Annotated in this window: 20 protein-coding genes; 10 read left to right on the top strand and 10 right to left on the bottom strand. The window is 39.4% G+C overall.

Annotation, left to right across the window (positions count from 1 at the left end):
• The 5 genes from IGI44_RS02235 to IGI44_RS02215 all read right to left on the bottom strand — a co-directional run bounded on the left by IGI44_RS02235 (position 1) and on the right by IGI44_RS02215 (position 6,164).
• On the bottom strand, positions 1–1,614 hold the full coding sequence (locus IGI44_RS02235; RefSeq protein WP_438786130.1) for an FAD-dependent oxidoreductase: 1,614 nt from the start codon (positions 1,612–1,614) through the stop codon (positions 1–3).
• Positions 1,615–1,736: 122 nt separating this feature from the next.
• Positions 1,737–2,123: a C-GCAxxG-C-C family protein gene (locus IGI44_RS02230; protein WP_438786128.1), complete on the bottom strand. Its 387-nt coding sequence runs from the start codon at positions 2,121–2,123 to the stop codon at positions 1,737–1,739.
• 24 nt (positions 2,124–2,147) lie between these two features.
• On the bottom strand, positions 2,148–2,585 hold the full coding sequence (locus IGI44_RS02225; protein ID WP_438786127.1) for a GNAT family N-acetyltransferase: 438 nt from the start codon (positions 2,583–2,585) through the stop codon (positions 2,148–2,150).
• 25 nt (positions 2,586–2,610) lie between these two features.
• Positions 2,611–4,758 carry an ATP-dependent helicase gene (locus IGI44_RS02220; RefSeq protein WP_438786125.1) on the bottom strand — a complete coding sequence of 716 codons (2,148 nt, stop codon included), beginning with the start codon at positions 4,756–4,758 and terminating at the stop codon, positions 2,611–2,613.
• 92 nt (positions 4,759–4,850) lie between these two features.
• The gene (locus IGI44_RS02215) at positions 4,851–6,164 is read right to left on the bottom strand and encodes a PcsB-like coiled-coil domain-containing protein (RefSeq protein ID WP_438786124.1); all 1,314 of its coding nucleotides are present in this window, start codon (positions 6,162–6,164) and stop codon (positions 4,851–4,853) included.
• A gap of 417 nt (positions 6,165–6,581) precedes the next feature.
• Here IGI44_RS02215 and ypfJ point away from each other — a divergent pair, with 417 nt between their 5' ends.
• On the top strand, positions 6,582–7,478 hold the full coding sequence (gene ypfJ / locus IGI44_RS02210) for a KPN_02809 family neutral zinc metallopeptidase (RefSeq protein WP_438786123.1): 897 nt from the start codon (positions 6,582–6,584) through the stop codon (positions 7,476–7,478).
• A gap of 91 nt (positions 7,479–7,569) precedes the next feature.
• Here the strand turns inward: ypfJ and IGI44_RS02205 are convergent, their stop codons facing one another.
• The gene (locus tag IGI44_RS02205; RefSeq protein ID WP_438786122.1) at positions 7,570–8,706 is read right to left on the bottom strand and encodes a glycerate kinase family protein; all 1,137 of its coding nucleotides are present in this window, start codon (positions 8,704–8,706) and stop codon (positions 7,570–7,572) included.
• 395 nt (positions 8,707–9,101) lie between these two features.
• Here IGI44_RS02205 and IGI44_RS02200 point away from each other — a divergent pair, with 395 nt between their 5' ends.
• From IGI44_RS02200 to IGI44_RS02175, 6 genes are all read left to right on the top strand, one after another.
• Positions 9,102–9,461 (top strand): LytTR family DNA-binding domain-containing protein, encoded by a 360-nt coding sequence (locus IGI44_RS02200; RefSeq protein WP_438786120.1) that lies wholly within the window; start codon positions 9,102–9,104, stop codon positions 9,459–9,461.
• A 108-nt stretch (positions 9,462–9,569) separates the two neighbouring features.
• Positions 9,570–10,178 (top strand): accessory gene regulator AgrB, encoded by a 609-nt coding sequence (locus IGI44_RS02195; RefSeq protein ID WP_438786119.1) that lies wholly within the window; start codon positions 9,570–9,572, stop codon positions 10,176–10,178.
• A complete protein-coding gene (locus IGI44_RS02190; RefSeq protein WP_438786118.1) occupies positions 10,153–10,305 on the top strand; it encodes a cyclic lactone autoinducer peptide in 153 nt (50 codons plus the stop codon). Before IGI44_RS02195 ends, IGI44_RS02190 begins: the two co-directional genes overlap by 26 nt.
• 607 nt (positions 10,306–10,912) lie before the next feature.
• The gene (locus IGI44_RS02185) at positions 10,913–11,632 is read left to right on the top strand and encodes a sensor histidine kinase (protein WP_438786117.1); all 720 of its coding nucleotides are present in this window, start codon (positions 10,913–10,915) and stop codon (positions 11,630–11,632) included.
• Positions 11,629–12,384, top strand: a complete 756-nt coding sequence (locus IGI44_RS02180) for a response regulator transcription factor (protein WP_438786116.1) — start codon at positions 11,629–11,631, stop codon at positions 12,382–12,384. The genes IGI44_RS02185 and IGI44_RS02180 overlap by 4 nt, the downstream gene beginning before the upstream one ends.
• A 247-nt stretch (positions 12,385–12,631) precedes the next feature.
• On the top strand, positions 12,632–12,799 hold the full coding sequence (locus IGI44_RS02175) for a hypothetical protein (protein ID WP_438786115.1): 168 nt from the start codon (positions 12,632–12,634) through the stop codon (positions 12,797–12,799).
• Positions 12,800–12,829: 30 nt separating this feature from the next.
• Here IGI44_RS02175 and IGI44_RS02170 read toward each other — a convergent pair whose 3' ends face one another.
• Complete coding sequence (locus tag IGI44_RS02170; protein WP_438786114.1) at positions 12,830–13,315, bottom strand: GNAT family N-acetyltransferase; 486 nt, start codon at positions 13,313–13,315, stop codon at positions 12,830–12,832.
• Between the two features lie 204 nt (positions 13,316–13,519).
• Here IGI44_RS02170 and IGI44_RS02165 point away from each other — a divergent pair, with 204 nt between their 5' ends.
• Positions 13,520–13,972, top strand: coding sequence for a DUF2188 domain-containing protein (locus IGI44_RS02165; protein ID WP_438786113.1), 453 nt, complete (start codon positions 13,520–13,522; stop codon positions 13,970–13,972).
• 86 nt (positions 13,973–14,058) lie between these two features.
• Here the strand turns inward: IGI44_RS02165 and IGI44_RS02160 are convergent, their stop codons facing one another.
• The gene (locus IGI44_RS02160) at positions 14,059–14,790 is read right to left on the bottom strand and encodes a helix-turn-helix domain-containing protein (protein ID WP_438786112.1); all 732 of its coding nucleotides are present in this window, start codon (positions 14,788–14,790) and stop codon (positions 14,059–14,061) included.
• Positions 14,791–15,082: 292 nt separating this feature from the next.
• Here IGI44_RS02160 and IGI44_RS02155 point away from each other — a divergent pair, with 292 nt between their 5' ends.
• Positions 15,083–15,499, top strand: a complete 417-nt coding sequence (locus tag IGI44_RS02155) for a peptidoglycan endopeptidase (protein WP_438786111.1) — start codon at positions 15,083–15,085, stop codon at positions 15,497–15,499.
• A gap of 393 nt (positions 15,500–15,892) precedes the next feature.
• Here the strand turns inward: IGI44_RS02155 and IGI44_RS02150 are convergent, their stop codons facing one another.
• Positions 15,893–16,732, bottom strand: coding sequence for a patatin-like phospholipase family protein (locus IGI44_RS02150; protein ID WP_438786110.1), 840 nt, complete (start codon positions 16,730–16,732; stop codon positions 15,893–15,895).
• Positions 16,733–16,821: 89 nt separating this feature from the next.
• Between IGI44_RS02150 and IGI44_RS02145 the strand changes: the two genes are divergently transcribed.
• Positions 16,822–17,175 (top strand): MerR family transcriptional regulator, encoded by a 354-nt coding sequence (locus IGI44_RS02145; RefSeq protein WP_438786109.1) that lies wholly within the window; start codon positions 16,822–16,824, stop codon positions 17,173–17,175.
• A 116-nt stretch (positions 17,176–17,291) separates the two neighbouring features.
• On the opposite strand, the gene IGI44_RS02140 is transcribed toward IGI44_RS02145, so the two are convergent.
• Positions 17,292–17,522 carry a DUF960 family protein gene (locus IGI44_RS02140; RefSeq protein ID WP_438788899.1) on the bottom strand — a complete coding sequence of 77 codons (231 nt, stop codon included), beginning with the start codon at positions 17,520–17,522 and terminating at the stop codon, positions 17,292–17,294.
• Between the last annotated feature and the right edge of the window lie 234 nt (positions 17,523–17,756).

The following is a 17,756-nucleotide window of genomic DNA, read 5'->3' as shown; positions in this document are numbered from 1 at the left end:
TTACTCCTCAATCAAAATCGCTGGAATGCCAAACCCTGCTAAGATACGCGCAGAAGTATAGGTGTTCAAACCTTTTCTAAAAGTAATATAGACTTTGCGATCTCTTGGAATCTCATTGATCCGATCCCGCAGCTCATTCATAGGAATATTTTTCGTTGCTTCAATACTGCCGGATGTTGCTTTATCCGGTTCACGAATATCCAAGAAAAAGGCATTCGCTAAATCTTCTGCTGGAATATCCGTGACTTTGATTGTCTCTACCACATTGGTCATTTGATTGATCGCTACGTAACCTGCGATATTCAATGGATCCCGGGTGGTTGAATATGGCGGTGAGTATGGTAACTCTAAATCAGGTAAATCAAAGACCGTCAGATTTCCAGTGATTGCCACAGACAATTCACCCATCCGTTTGTCGACCCCTTTTTCACCCACGGCTTGACCGCCTAAGATTTTTCCGCTCGTCGCATCGAAAATAATTTTTAGATTCAAACGAGTTGCACCTGGATAAAAATAGGCATGATCAAAAGGTGTCACAAAAATCGATTTATAATTCGTAATCCCTGCAGCTTTCAACGCATGCTCGGTCATTCCTGCATAACTTGCAGTGTAATCAAAAATCTTCGCTACCCCTGCCCCGATATAACCGCGATAGCGCATTGGCGTCCCATTGATCATGTCCGCTAACATATGTCCTTGACGATTAGCCGCACTAGACAACATACTAGAAGTCGCTAACCCCGTCACCACACTGGTTGTTTTGATAATATCTCCAATCGCATAGATATCTGGTACATTCGTTTCTAATTGATCGTTGACGATGATCTGACCATCCTCGGATAATTCGATGCCGGCGGTTTTTGCCACTTCATTATTCGGCGCTACTCCAGTCGCGAATAGGATCAAATCTGGGTTAAGACTTGTTCCATCAGATAACACGACTTCTTTTCCAGCTTGGCGGATTTCTTCTACTCGTGTACTCAAGTGAACACGCAGCCCATTTTCGATTAATTTATCATAAATCAACTCCGCAATTTCTTCATCATAAGGAAAGGCCACTTGCGGCAATTGATCCACTAAGGTAACATCCATCCCCCGATGTTTAAAGTTTTCCGCTAATTCTAAGCCCATGACACCCGCGCCTAAAACTAAAACATTCTTAGGATGGTGAGCATACATATAGGCTTTGATATCCGCTGCGTCTGTAACACTGCGTAGGACAAACCCATTTTCCGCCTTATCTGCGCCTTTGATTGGTGGCAGAGTAGGCCGAGCACCTGCGGAAATCACTAATTTATCATAGTTCGTTGTTGATTCCTCACCAGTCCGCAAGTCTTTGACCATCAATTGCTTCTTATCCGGATCGATTGCTTGGACTTCGTGCTTCGTCAACACATCGATATTGTTTTTTACTTTTAAAATTTCCGGTGTACGTTCAATTAAAGAATCTAAGTCTTCGATCACTCCACCTAAATAATAGGGCAGCGCACAGCTAGCATAGGATATATTTTCTCCACGTTCATAAATCACGATTTCGTGTTCTTCATTCAAACGACGCAAGCGTGTAGCAAAAGACGGTCCGCCCGCTACTCCACCAATAACGACAACTTTCATAGTAACATCTCCTTTTTTTGATAGTACTATTTTTTCAAAAGACCAGCAAAGAATTGTTCTCCGTAGGAAGACATAAACAAAAAAGGACCAATCATCTTTCTTTGATGATTGATCCTTAACCTTTAATCGAACAAATTCTCTTCAACAATTTTTGTCGCTACACATACATAGTCTGAGCAAGGTGTTTTTCCAAGTAGTTTCGTACAATAAAGCGAGCCGCATGCCCGTTCAAAATCTTGGGTCATCTCCACCATGCATTTGCCTGCCTCGTCATCTTTGCATTTCGCGGGATCAGCGATTTCCGGTGTGCCTTTTAAATAATTCGCCACGATATAGGTCCCAGCTAAGGCACCGCACAGCCCTTGATAATTTCCCCCGCCATAGCTAGCACCAAGCTCGTTTGCTTGCTCTTCAGTCATCCCCAGCTCATGACAATAGGCACCGACGACCGCTTGACAACAGTTTCGACCAGCTTGAAAATACAGTATTGCTTGCTCTTGATGCTCCATCACCTGTCCACCCTCTCAGTTATGCTAAAGCCATTTTTCCAGTGTTATACAAGGTACGCCATCTTCATCGTAAGGCTTTCCAATTCTAGTATATCCCAAATTTTCGTAGAATTTTGCCGCGGTCAATTCTGCATGGATCAAAATCTGTTCAAAACCTTTTTCCTCAGCCAAAGCCTCCAAAGCCGTCACCACTTGACTGCCCAATTGCTTTCCGCGATACTCCTTCAGAGTCGCCACACGACCAATCCGAGCCACTCCATTACTTTCCTGTAAAAAGCGGGCCGTCGTTATCGGGAGGGTTCCCGCAAAAAGAACCGCATAAATAGTATCCGGCGTATCATTCTGATCGAATTCGTCGGACAATGCCAGCGATTTCTCTAGCACAAAAACCTGCATCCGAATATAGCTGCTAGCCGCTCGTAAATAGACCGCAGTCCCGACCTCTAAGCTTACCTTTTCCATAGACCCTCCCATTTTGATCATTATACTATTTTTTTTGGTATTCTTTGACCGTCAATCCTGCTTCTTTTAAAAAAGGAGAAGGAGCAATTGATTTGCTATTGACGTTTTTCGGGTAGGTCACATACAGATTTTCCTTTGCCCGAGTGATCGCAACATACATTAATCGTCGCTGCTCTTCCAGCGTTGTAGGTGGCGCTGCCGCTTCTTTGGCTTGCTTCAAATCGCAGTCAGCTTTTTTAACTGTATGATGATTAGGCAGCGCATCTTGGTAGACACCCTTGATAAACACATTCTTCTTGCCTAAGCCTTTGCTGGCATGGATCGATAACAAATACACAGCGTTCAATTTTTCCTGATCATAATCCTTCAGTCGTTTTTTCATCCCTTGATTTTGTTCACTGGCCTGTTGATAGGCTTCCAAAAGGCCTGACCAACTTCCTGCTGCTGTCAACTCTTTATTCAGCCAATCCGCCTCTTCTTCACTCAAGTCTTTTTTGAATTTTGGGGTTGCCAGCAAGGCCTCTGACAAAGCCGCAAGATTCAACTGTTTGTGTTGATAAAACAGATAGATTTGCTTAAAGAATTGTTTTGCTTGATCCTGTGATTTCGGTGAAAGCTTCCGTTCACTAATTAAAAAGCTGACTAGCTCATTGATTTTGAACTTATTCTTACTGAATAATTCTTCGCTGAATTTGGCACTAGTGCCAAACTTGATAAAGTGATAATAGGCGTATTGCTGGATGATTTTTTTCAACGCGTCATTTTTCTGTTGAATCGAGTTAGCCGAGGCCAGCAGTTCCAACTGCTGAAACAGTGTTTTGAATAACGGCAACCCAAAAATCCCCAGCAGATCATCATTAGTCGGCGTAACAAAAGGTACCTTTAGTTTTTTTAGTTGCTTCAGTAATGACCGTAACTGTACTCGGGTTGGATACAGCACCATCGTGTCCCGATAATTCGGGGTTCCATCTTCCATTGAGTCGTTTTTAGCCAATTCTTGGATTTTCTTTCCAATCCACACCGCCTCTTCCTCATCATCGGAAAAACTAATTCCATAGCAATCATGAACAGTTGCCGCTTTATTCGCAATCATCGTTTTTGTTAAACGATCGTGAGCATTGAATTGAATCAAGCGATTTCCTGCCTCAACGATAGGCGCTTCTGAACGGTAATTAGTCATCAATTTCAGAGAAGTCTGTTGATACTCTTGTTCAAACTCTTTGATGTAGCTCGGCTCAGCGCCGCGAAAGTAATAGATACTCTGGTCATCGTCACCAACGATAATTAGTTTCCCCGACGTCTTTTGGACAGCTGCTTTATCTGGTGGACAAATCAACGCCACGATTTGTTTTTGCAAGGGATTGATGTCTTGAAATTCATCGATAAAAATGTAGCGATATTTTTCCTGCAGCGTTTGACGTGCTAAAGGATCATTTTCTAAAATCCGCTTGAGATTAAACAGCATGTCATCAAAGGTGATGAACTGCTGCGCCTTTTTCAGCAGCTCAAGCTCAGCCAAAAACTGTTGAAAGACGACACTCAGCTTTTTATTTAGTAAAAGCTCCTCCTGATCAAAATGCTTCGCAACAAATTCTACCATCTCTTGATCAGAGTACCCCAGATTGCGCCAGTAACTAATTCGCGAGGCAATCGTCCGTTCTTCAAATTTGTCAAAATTATAGAGACGGTATTTTTTTATCAGCTGATTCACTGTGTGATAGTATTGATCTTCATCAATCACGCCTTCAATTCCCCATTGCCTCAACTCAGGAATCTGACGAATCAACTCATTATATTCCGCATTAAACCAGCCATGAAAGGTCTGAACTTTGATTCGAGCATAGCCGCCTAAGTAATGATTGACGCGAGCTTCCATTTCCAGCTTCGCCTTGCGAGAAAACGTGCACATCATGATCTGCTTCGGATCAACCCCCTTTTCTATTACTAAATAAGCCGCTTTTGCACAAATTGTCTGGGTTTTACCACTTCCAGCACCAGCAATGATTCGTAAATGGGTTTGCATCGGAAACCGGATTGCTGCCAGCTGTTCCTCACTAAACGCATGACCACCATTTTGAGCGATCAATTGCTGCAGCGTGTCTTGATCATTTAGTTCAGTTGTTTCTGCTTCAATTAAATCGGATTTTATGTAATTTGAAAACTTTGTAAGCATGGATCGATGGTTCCCTTCTATGTAAAAAGTCATACTTGTTTATTATACCAAAAAAAGAGTTTCCGATTTCTCGGAAACTCTTTTTTGCATTCTTATGGATGAATATATTGTAAACCAGCTGCGCTTAATGTCGCAGTATTTGGTCCAGTTGGTGATGGGAAGCCCATACCACCTTGAGTAATCGTGATTGTATTATTTGATGCATTGTATGATTGAACATAAGCTACGTGTCCGTATGATGGATCAGCATTCCATGTTCCAACTGATTGACCTTGTGCGAAGACAACGATCGATCCAGCTGCAGGTGACCCGTCTACTTGGAATCCATCAGCGGCTGCTGAAGCACCCCATTGGCATCCGTTACCCCAGTATGTTCCAGCCCATGGTGCCACGTTTTTAACGTACCATGTACATTGACCTACTGCGTAAGCATTACCAGAACCAGTGTGGTCGACTTTGTTGCCGCCTGTAACCGGACCAGGTGTAGGAGTTGGCGCTTTTGTATCATCAGAAGTACTTGTAGTTTCTGTTGAAGATGAAGTTGAACTTCCTTCGCTGGCACTTGATGATGAAGTTGAACTTTCTTCTGTTGCTTTTGCTTGTTCTGCAGCCGCTTTTGCTTGAGATTCTTCGAAGGCTTTTTGTGCTTTCGCCGCTTCTTTTGCTTGGCGTTCTTGTTCTGCTTTTTGTGCTTTCGCTGCTTCTTCTTGTTCTTTCAAGATGCGTGCTTGTTCTGCTTTTGCTTCTTCTTGTTTTTTCTTCAACGCAGATTTGTCTTGCTCAGCTGTTGCTTGTTCTGCCGCATAGTTTGCTTTGACAACATTCAATTCAGCCTGTTTGTTTGCAATTTCATTTTTTTGAGCTTCTAATTCTTTTTGGTTTGTTTCAATCTCAGCAACTTTTGTTTCGTTTTCTTTAACTTTTGCTTCTACCGCTTTTTCATCGGCTTTTTGTTGCTCCATCAAAGAATGATTGGCTTTAACCATCGTAGACATCGCTTGAACGCGACCGATCACATCAGATAATGAATCAGCTTCCAATACTGCTGAGACATAACTAGACGCTTGGCCTTTTACCTGTGTATCACGTGCTTGATTTTTGATTACTTCGTTACGTTTTGCGATACGTACTTTTAAAGTAGCGATTTTTTCTTGCAATTTCATTGTATCTTTATTTAATTGCTCTTGTTTTGCTTCTAAGTCTTTTGCTTTTTCGCTAACAGTAGCAATTTCGCCTGTTAATTCGTCAATTTGTGATTGAACGCCCGATTGTTTTCCTTGTAATTCACTAATTTTTTGATCTTTTTCTTGAATTTGTTGATCAAAATTATCTGCTAGTGCAATATTCGGTACTGCTGATACAGCGATTGTGCATACCAACAATGCTGATAATATACTTTTTTTCACTAATTATTCCTCCGGCTATTATGTAGATTTAAAATGATAGATCGCATAACGTCAGAAGTAATTTTACCATAGTGATATATCACGCATATAAAAGAATTGTTACAAATATATTTCAAAATTATTTTTTAAATTATTGGATTAACAAAAAACGTTGCTATATGGCTATTCAAACGTATTTCTAGGTAAATCGTTATCCTTTCGTTTTATACAATAAAAAGTGAAAATAAATACAATTTGAGATAAACAGCTATTTAATTTCACATCAATTAGTTGTTTTTAAACGCTCGCTTATTCAATTCGGACGAAAATCTAATGGTCGAAATTGCCTTTTCACGGATGAATTGAACTCAGCCTTTATTCTTTGGGAATCTACATTTTTCAGCTAAAATGAGACTTACTAGAACAAGGGGAATGGTTATGCGTTGGCGAGGGGATCGACAAAGTTCCAATGTGGAGGACCGATCTGGAAGCGGCGGACGTCCTGTTGGAAAAATTGCGACTGGCGGCGGAATAGGCGTATTTTTGATTGCGGTGATTGTTTTCTTTCTATCTGGCGGAGATTTAAATTCTGTCACCGATACTTTAGGCGGCGGCATTACACCCGCGACTTACGAAACAGAAAACGTTTCTTCCAAAGAATATAACGATCAAAAAGAGTTTGCAGCCGTTGTTTTCGCCCATTTAGAGGATTATTGGAACAGCGAGTTTGAACAGCTGAATGAATCCTATCAAAATCCAAAGCTTGTCTTATTTACAGATAGTGTCAATTCAGCTTGTGGACAGGCAAGCTCACAGGTAGGGCCTTTTTATTGTCCAGCTGATCAAAATGTCTATCTAGATCTTAGTTTCGCAGACGAACTATCGAATAAATATGGGGCTACGGGCGATTATGCCATGGCGTATGTCATCGCCCATGAAGTGGGGCATCACGTGCAAAACGAGTTAGGTATCTCCGCTCAATTAGATAAAATCCGCAAACGAGTTTCTGAAGCGGAGTACAATAAATACAGTGTTCGTTTGGAGCTGCAAGCCGATTATTTGGCTGGATGCTTTTCGAAATATCTAGCTGGTGAAACCTATCAAGGACAACCAATTCTAGAAGAAGGCGATATCGATGAAGCCATCACTGCGGCCAATGCGATCGGTGATGACACCTTGCAAAAGGAATACCAAGGCTACGTCGTTCCCGATAGCTTTACACACGGTACGAGTGAACAACGAATTCATTGGTTCAAACGAGGATTTAAATACGGTGATTTAGATCATGGCGATACCTTTAACGAAAAGAACCTTGACTTATCAACTGCCGCTTAAAGAACAAACAACGCCTTTCAGTAAATGAAAAGGCGTTGTTTGTTTTTTTTTTGCGTATCTGGCTTAAGATTCTCTTAGTGAAAAACATCTGCTAGCTTATCAACACACGCGCAATATTTTCAACTGTTCGCTCTAAATTTTCTTCCCCTGACTTTAACGCTTCAGCCAGTGAGCCCGCTTTGGCTAAAATGCCGAAAATCGCAGTAATTCCTTCCTCATAAAGTACCTCAACTTGCTCCCCAATATAGCCTGCGCAGGCAAGAACCGGTTTGTTGTATTTTTTTGCAATTTTTGCGACGCCATAAGGTGTTTTGCCAAATTTCGTCTGGAAATCCATCCCGCCTTCTCCAGTAAAGACATAATCAGCTTGGACAATTTTTTCTTCTAAATGAGTCAATTCAATGACTAGCTCAATTCCCGATTGCATTTTTGCCTCAGTAAAAACTAAAAGTCCCGCGCCTAATCCACCTGCTGCACCGGCTCCAGGTTGTTCTTTTATCTCTAGTCCTAAGTCCCGTTCAATTACCTCTGCATAATGCGCAAGCGCCTTATCTAGTTCTTCAACCATCTCTGGCGTGGCCCCTTTTTGCGGACCAAAAACAACGGAAGCCCCCTTTGGTCCTGTCAACGGATTCGTTACATCGCTGGCAATGATAATTTCCGTTTCTTTGATCCGAGGATCAAGTTCTGTCGTATCGATTCTGGATAATGCCGCCAACGCGCCGCCCCCCATTGGCAGTTCACGGTTTTCACTATCAAAAAATCGAACACCTAAAGCCTGCGCCATTCCTGCACCGCCATCGTTAGTTACACTGCCGCCGATTCCGATAATGATTGTTTTTGCTCCTTGATCTAGTGCCGCTTGAATCATTTCCCCTGTGCCATACGTTGATGTCACTAAGGGATTTCTTTTTTCTTCAGCCAGCAGTTCAATCCCATTCGCTTTTGCCATTTCTATTACAGCAGTTTTTTTATCGGCTAATAAGCCATAGTAGGTCGTCACTTTTTCTGTAGGAAGCGGTCCAGAAACCGTTACTTCCACTCTCGTGCCTTCATTACCGTCAACCAACGCATCAATGGTACCTTCCCCGCCATCTGCCATGGGCACATGGATGATTTCTGCATTTGGAAACACCTTGCGAATGCCTCGTTCCATCGCGTTACACGCAACTTTGGCTGACATACTTTCTTTAAACGAATCCGGTGCTAAGACAAATGTTCTTTTCATTATAAAAGCCCTCCTCATTAATAACTTCTGTGGAATTGAATTTGACTATTTCTTCAACAACTTAGTTATCAGGCTAGGCATATAAATGACCTGATGTTCCTAACGTAATTTGACTACTATCATGCCCTAAGTGTCCTTGAATAACAAGAGGTGAGCTATTTTTTTTGCTGCGCATAGCTACATGAGAATATCCCATTAAATCGAGGCAGTTCCAGATGCTCAAAATGATTGCCACGCCCTCATTAACAACAGTCTCTTTCTCTTAACTTCTTTACCAAAAGACCATTAAAAACCCAAAACATACCGTATACGGTTGAATTCGAACCATTCGCGGCATTCGACTTAACAAACTTCATTAAACTCACTATTATGATTCTTAAAAAGGAGAGATAAAAATGCGGACATCCATTTTTTTAGAAACAAAAAAAGGCACAGTTGTTATCCAAGCGACTGAATTACTATATATCACGATTGATCCTACGAAAAACCATACGCTATGCTTTGTTACTAAGGAAGAGAAGCATTATTCTTCAGGCGACTTAAGCGAGTTCGAAGATACAAATCAAAGCTGGTTATTTCGTTGTCATCGCTCCTTTATTGTTAACCTGTATATGATCCGAGAAATTAATAAATACGAGCGAAATATTTACTTCTTAGAGGATTCTTCTAACAATAGTTGCCCTTTTTCCAGAAGAAAATATGTGCCATTAAAAGACTCTCTTAAAAAATTTTTATTGGCCAAACAAGAAGCCTAAGTATGCATTTAGGCGCAATTGAGACGTTCACATTTTTTCGTTGTAGTAAGCAAGCAAATCCTTTACAATCGAAAAGTAACACGAAGTTATTCAAAAGAGGTGAAAAAAATGACACATACCTTCACGTTTTTCCTATTAAATAAGCTCCAAGCAAAGAAACATATGACAGAAGATGAATATGAAACAGTTGCTTACTCTCTGGAAATTTTTTTAATTAATATCTTCAAAACTGTCCAAGTTTATGCAATCGCTTTTCTTCTAGGGATTCTATTTGAAACCTTCATTATGAACGTACCCTACGTTCTTTTGAGGTGGCATGCTGGAGGCTGGCACGCGAAGTCAACTGTCAATTGCTCGATTTTTGGAATCACAACATTTGTTGGTATTCCATTCATACTCGAAAAAACAACTTTTACCTTGTCTTTCTTTTGGATGGCGATTCTTTCTCTCGTGATCCTAGGTTGCGTCTTGTTGTACGCCCCAGCGGATACTGAAAAAAATCCCTTGGTTAGCGTAAGTGAGCGTAAAAGAAAACGATTATTTTCTTTCTTAAGTGCTTTGTTAGCTCTCTTCGTAGCTGTATTTTTTGTCACTAGCGAAATAGGAACATTAATGATCACCGGGTTATTTGTGGAAATCATCATGATTCATCCACTGTTTTATAAAATAAATAAAAGGAGCTATAAAAATTATGAAAACTATCAAGTACAACCGTAATCAATTTCTAAAAAACATTTCTAAAATTCTTGTGGCGGCTTCAATTGCTTTACTAGCTTATCCCTGCATTATTTTTGGCTATGAACCTGAAAATCCAAAATTGAAAAAGATGACTACCAAAGAATAAAATGGAAGTTTTGATACTTCTCTTGTTGACTTCTATAGAAAATATTTGTCAATTATTTATCTATTCTAAATTAATAAGAAAAAAAGTTTCATTCAAAATGGCTATTTTTCTTCCTGTACTATCTTTTATAGGATACTTACTTTTGAACTACTGGGTATTCATCGTACCAATTTCTTACTTTCTACTTATCGGAAAAATTATTAAAAAAGACTCTAGCAACGATATGATATGGTTTTACAGCATTTACTCTACTTTCTCTTACGCTGTATTCGCCTATTCTATGAATGCTTCCATTCTCTTCTTTATTGGGGAAGACACTTTTACCAAATATATGTATCTGATAAATATGACGATATCACCCATTTTTTCAATAGTGTGCAATCTAGTTTTATTACGGTTGATTAAACCCAGTATCTCCCTTTTAGAAAAATTCCAAGATAGTTGGAATCAGATTTTTCTATTGCTTATAAATATCCTACTAACTATATGTTGCATTATTCAGTTTGGAAATTATTGGATAGAAAAGTATATTTTAAAAGACGAAAACCCCATTCGAAAATACCTGATCGCTATATTCATCCTAGTCATCGTCTTATTGGTAGTCTATTTGAACATCAAAACTCGTCAGCTGGACAAACAACGCATCCAACAACTAAAAGACAATCAGTTGGCTGATTTGACCTCTTATGTTCAGCAAATCGAAGCCATGTACGATGAGCTTAGAAGTTTTCGGCACGATTATCACAATGTGCTGATCAGCTTGAATCAGAGTATCAAAACAAAGGATTTGTCTGTGATTGAAGATACGTACACACGGATATTGGAAACGGAAGGTATCGTTTTAGAGGATGAGCATTACGCCTTAGGAAAATTGAATAATCTGAAGACTCTACCGATAAAAGGGATATTTTCGACCCACATTATTCAAGCGTGGCAGAAAAATATCCCTGTCCATTTAGAAATTGAGGATATTATTCAAGATGAACCGATTGAGGTTTTAGACTATGTACGGATCACTTCGATTTTATTGGACAATGCGATTGAAGCTGCTGAGAAAGCTGAGAATCCTTTTGTAACGATCGTCTTTTTGAAAAATGAAACGGAGCGAGAAATACAACTTACTATTGAAAACTCTTGTCCTGATGAACCAATTGATATTGTAAGAATCTTCGATAAAGCTTTTTCCACTAAAGGAAAAAATCGTGGACTAGGTTTAGCCACGATTCAAACAATTCTTCAAAACTATATAAATCTTTCATTGCAGACAGAATATCAGGATGGCGTATTTCGACAAATTTTGATGATCAAGGAGGAAATCCCACGATGAACATTTTTTTATTAGAGGACGATATCATGCATCAGCAACGTTTGGAGCTAGTCATTCGTGAAATTCTCTTAGAAAAACGTTGGCCAGCGAAATCGATCGTTACCACTGCAAGACCAGAAACTCTACTAAAAAAAGTTCAAGAAACCGTTGATCAAAACATCTATTTTCTCGATATAGAAATTAATGGAGAAAAGAAGATGGGATTAGAAATCGCTAGCCAGATCCGAAAGATTGATCCTTATGGAGTAATCGTCTTCATTACTACTCATTCAGAATTTGCGCCTATTACTTATGCTTATAAGGTTTCTGCTTTTGACTTTATCGCTAAAGACAATCCGATTGATACAATCAAACAGCATTTAGTTGACTGTTTTGAGAATCTTTTAAGTATTCGAGCGAGTGAAAAAAAGGAAGAAATGTTTCTTTTTAGCAATCAGCACAGTCATTTTCAAGTCCCTTTTTCTGATATTCTTTATTTTGAAACAACGGAGATTTCTCATAAACTACGACTTATTTGCAAATCTCGTTTAGTCAATTTTTATGCGACACTTGGTGAAATCGAACATTTGGATGAACGTTTCCTTAAAGTCCATCGCTCTTTCGTCGTCAACTTAGAAAATATTGCACAGATTGATCGATCAGAATGTGTAGTCTATTTTGATCAAAATCATTCTTGTTTAATCTCTCGCAGAAAAATTAGACTCGCCCTGGAGAAAATGAACGCTATAAATCAGATTTTTCAAAAAGAATAACCTAAAAAAGACACTCAGTAGCATTCCCCACTGAGTGTCTTTTTTTGCCGCTCTTCGTTCGCTAATGACAGACAACCTTTCGCTAAATCACTATTGGTGGTACCACTACTGTCTTCCCTACTATAGTAGGGAACCAAAAAGAAACAAGAAAGTTCAGTATAAATTTCTTTTAATCCTCAGGCAAAATAATTGCTTTCGCTTTTTCACCCCGTATACTAATAGCTAAATTAAAAAAGCAGGTGATCTTATGTATGTTGTCAAAGTCCTACATGGTTACATTGGTAAAGAAGGTCAGCGCACCCGTGAAAAAGACCCTGAGAAGCTTTTGGTATTCCAAAGCAAACAAGAATCCGATCAGTTTGCCACTAAAATTGGCGGACGCAGCAAACACATCTCGAAAATGCGGAAAGATTGAACGGCATATCCTAGCCAGGACATGCCGTTTTTACTTTTGGAATGTCTCTTTCTCTAAATCATAGACATAAATTAACTCATCGTAATCCTGTTTCAAATAAACAAAACCCAATTTTTCAAGCAGCTTTATTGAAGCACTATTTTCAGGATGGACTCCTGCCTTGAGACGATAATAACCTTGCTCACTGGTCCAACAGATCAATGCGCGCACAGCCTCTTGTGCATACCCCTGTTGCTTAAAGCGAGGGTGGATTGTATAGCCGATCCAACAGATTGCCTGCTCTCGTTTTAAGTAAACATCACCGATTAACTGACCTGTGGTTCTATTAATGATGGCGTATTGTCTTCCATTATCCAGAGATTGATTCAGGAATAACTCTTGTTCATAACGTTCCTTCGTCAGTCCTTTAAACCCCTGATAGCGCATCCATTCAAGGTTGTCTCGATACTCCATGAAGGTATCAAGCTCATCTCGTTGAAAGGCTCGAATCGTGCAGCGTGCTGTTTGTATATTCATAATTATTGCTCCTCTAATACTTAAATCTTCGTATGAATTGCTAAAAAGTTGGCTACTCGTTTTCTATTTTCTACGAATCTGAACCCCGTAGCAATTCTCTCGCTCATGATAGAGAAAGAAGTTGTCCTTCTGAGCAAATCAATTCGTGTTCAATCAGTTCCATAGTAAGGTAGATATAGAAATAATTGAAGGAGGACGAATTGTATGCCTTGGAATATGAATGATTACCCAGCCTCAATGAAAAACTTGGACCCATTGATTCGAAAAAAAGCCATTGATATCGCGAATGCCTTACTTGATGACGGTTATCCAGATGATCGTGCAATTCCGATCGCTACCAGTCAAGCAGAAAAATGGTACGACGATGCTTCGGCAGAAGAAAAGAAAGACTTTCAAAAAGCCAAAGCTCCGCAAAAAAACGCTTCTCATGAACACAACAAAAATGCGAAAAAGCTGATGAACGCGGATGTTTCAGTCAAATATCAAGACGACCAGTGGATCGTCATTTCCGAAAAAGCCAGCCAAGCCAGTGATACCTTCGATAAAAAGGAGCAGGCCGTAGCCAGAGCGAAGGAAATCGCTAAAAACAAAAATTCTTCGGTGAAAGTCTATAACCAAGCCGGTAAGTTGCAAGATACGTTTGATTATTCTGAATAACAATAAAAAAGCAGAACCAATTACAAAGGGGGCTTAGCAATTGGTTCTGCTTCAAATTTTTGTTAAATTCTTAAACCAATACGAAACTATTTATTATTAACCTCTTTCCAAACAACTTCTGTCGCTTGGATATCTTTATTGAGCTCTTTGCGATACTTTTTCATAATGGCTTTTGCTTCGGTAGTGGGTGTATCTCCAGATAACCTTTCATAAGAAAGATCATTCTTTTCACTTTTTTTATAACGCAAAAAGAAGTTTGTGTCTTTTGGAACCTCTAACTTGGTTCTTCCCGCTGGTTCATAAAGCCCTACATAGATGTAGTCTCCATCTATTCCCACATGGAAGGAATCCCCTCCATACGTATGAACCGGAATATTCCCATTATGCAAGGGTTCCAGATACCGAAGATCATGTGCCTGAAAGGTGTAGTCCCCTTTTTTGAGATAGTTGTTTGCCTCTGTATGCTCCCAATCTGCCAAATTTCTATTTTTGGTGTAGACAGCGCTAAACCAATAGACATTATAAAGAACAAATGCTGCTAGTAAAATGATTCCTATCATTTTGATAACTTTGAAATGCTTCAAGCTTTTCCTCTCTTTAACAATCGTTTCCATGATCACCGGCTCCTCTTTGATTAATTGGTCTAAGGAAAGATCATACAAATTACTTAGATAAACTAATTTTTCGATGTCAGGAAAGGTTCTACCTGTCTCCCAACTTGAGATCGTTGCTCTAGATACACTCAGTTTCTTTGCAACATCCTCCTGAGTGAATTCTTTAGCCAATCTATGTTTTTTTAATCTTGAACCTATATCCATATTTTCCCTCCCTAACCTATTTTCAGTATAGCTCACTCGTAGCTTTGTTCATGTCTATGAATTGTGTCATAACCGGTTTGCTACAATTCATAGCGCTATTCTTTTAGTAAAAAACAGTCATTTCTATTATAGCAGTATCTAATTTGAAATAGAAATTGTCTGAAACTTAACTTAGATACAAAACACATTTCCGTTATTTTAAAACCCTAAAGAAGATATTAACGGTAACGCACTGCACTGTACCTACTCAAAAGGCTGTCAAAATATCGCCGTGACCAAAGCGATCGGCTGGATGGGTGATTACTCCGGCTTACCTGTTCGTTATTTTCGCATAAAAAATACGAGCGTTACTGGCCCCAGCGAGAATGTTGGTCAGCAACGGATGCTGGCCATCGATGGTTCATGGGGACCTGCCACGACGAGACGTCTGCAAGAAGTATTGAATTGCTGCATCAAAGATGGCATCATCAGCGGACAAATCAAAAATCGCGCAAATCAATCTATTCCCTCTGTTCAATTTGGACACGGCGGTTCGAACATGATCCGTGCACTTCAATCAACATTAAAAATCGCATTAGATGGTAACTTCGGCCCCGCTACCTGCCTTGCTCTACAGCGAAAAATGGGCACGATCCAGGACGGGCTCATTAGTTCCGAATCTGATTGTGTCAAAGTCATGCAGAGAAGATTGAATGAGGGGTTAATCTAAAATATTTAGCACCCTAATCAAATAGACACCTATCAGACACAAGGAAAAGGATGTGTACAGAAAATTAACGTACACATCCTTTTGTTCCTATCGAATTTGAACATCGATCAACAATGACGAAAAATTCTTTACTTAAAACCTCGCTAAATCGTGGATGTTATACAACTAAAATGACTAACAAGGTTCTTCTTGTCTATGAATAATTGTGGTGTTATTCCTCATTGGTCGCCTCGATTGAATTAAAAATGTGCAGGTTATCCAACCGAATCTCTGCTTATTTTACCTTTTATCAAAACTACTCACATCCTAGCTATATTTCCTTTAGTACTTGTTCATTCATTTCTCTCGTGATGTAGCGATTTTCTTGTGTATTGAACATTGCTGATTCCTGCTTTAAGCACCTGCTTTATTGAAAGAAGCAGCCAATTCAATTCCCTGTTTGAAACCAGCTTGACCGATCTGCAAAACGTTCGAGGAATCATAGATATTTGTGCCAATAGCCTCACCGCTTTGTTCATCAGGTTCTACTAAAATGACCTTTGAATGCTCCGACAATTTTTCAGCTTCATCGCGAACACTTGGAATCAGTCCGTATTTTTTATTCAGTGGAGCAAGTAAAACAATGGTATCACAGCCTACCATGTATTCAGCATTTGTCGATGAAACCATACCGCCATCAATCCAGTCGCTTCCCAAAAAAGACATGTGTGGCCACACACCTGGAACAGCTCCGCTGGCAGACACTGCTTCAATCAGAGAAATCCCACTGTTACAGTCAAAAATATGTAATTTTCCGGTTTTAGCATCCACTGCACTAATAAATAAATTTTCCGGCCATTCTAAGCGAACTAATCTATTGCTAACGATTTCCATTCGTTTCTCTCGACTTACCTTCGAAGGATGCGTATAAATGATCTCTCCCATTTTTTGCCCGACTGCTTCTTTGTTGCTTCCACCAACCATAAAAGCTTCTGTCCAAAGCTGATAGACTTCTGAACTTACTTCAGCAAACTCATTCATTTTAGAAGGATTACTGACCCTGTCGAGATAATCCTTCATATTGTAATGATTCGCCAAAGCAGCTCCGACAAACGAGCCAGCCGAAGTGCCTAATATTTTGTCCGCACGACTTAAATCAATTCCCTGATTGAGCAATCCCGCGAGTACGCCCGTTTCCCAAACGAGTCCCGTGATTCCTCCACCGCCAAGTACAACTCCCAATAATTGATCCATAATCAATGCCTCCTGATAATTTTTCTTTTCAACAAAGTTACTATAAACTATGAACTATACTTCATAGCAAGATGGAAGGATTAAAAATTATGAAAATCAGTGAAGTTTCAAAAGCGACCCATTTGCCAATCTCTACTATCCGTTATTACGAACGAGTAGGCTTAATTCATGACGATTATTTTGTTCGCGAAGACAATGGGTATCGCAACTACTCAACATCTGTCGTTCCTCATCTACAATTTATTTCCAAATTACTTGAAAATGGGTTTTCAATTTCTGAACTTCTTCAAATAAGTGATACCTTTGGAAGCTCTCCGACGACTGAAGAAAATATTCAATTGTTGAGACAAAAAATAAATGAAGTTAAGAAAAAGATAGCCAATCTTGAAGCATCAGAGAAAATATTACAAAAAATGCTCGCTCATAAAATGGAACAGCTATAAAAATTCATACGTAGATTAGTTTTAATTCGCCAACTATCCGCGCTTGTAATACGGCTCAACATATAATAAATACGTCTAGCCTACTGTTTTATTCTTTCGTTGTGGATTTATTGCCGCTATTCAGAAATTTGGACACCAAAGAAATATTTCCTATTCAAATACTCAATAAAGAACATTTCTTCTTGCCAATGGACAATCGAAATGATACCTCGTTGATCATTTTGATTAAATTCAAAGATTTGTAGATAATCCAACTGAACTTCGGGTTGTTTCATCTTTTCATCGATCAACTGAAAAGAATGTTGCTGTATTTCCTTTAGTACTTGTTCATCCATTCCCCTCGTGATGTAGCGAATTTATTGTGCATCGAACATTCTTTAATCCGCCTTATAAGGTACAAGAATAGCCCAATCACCTATTTTAAGATGATTAGGCTTCAAGGAAGGCGACATTTCTGATAAATAGAAATACCGTCTTCTTTTCATATTTCTCTGATTAGAATGAAATTTTTACAATCGTTCTTCCTAAGTGTTTTTCTTCTATTTATAAATTAAACTCAACTAGCCTTTTATAAGAAGGTT

It is taken from the genome of Enterococcus sp. DIV0756 (assembly GCF_051710745.1).
In the GTDB taxonomy this organism is placed as follows: Bacteria; Bacillota; Bacilli; order Lactobacillales; family Enterococcaceae; genus Enterococcus_A.
The sequence above is the reverse complement of the archived record's forward strand: the minus strand, read 5'-3'. Positions and strand labels throughout refer to the sequence as shown.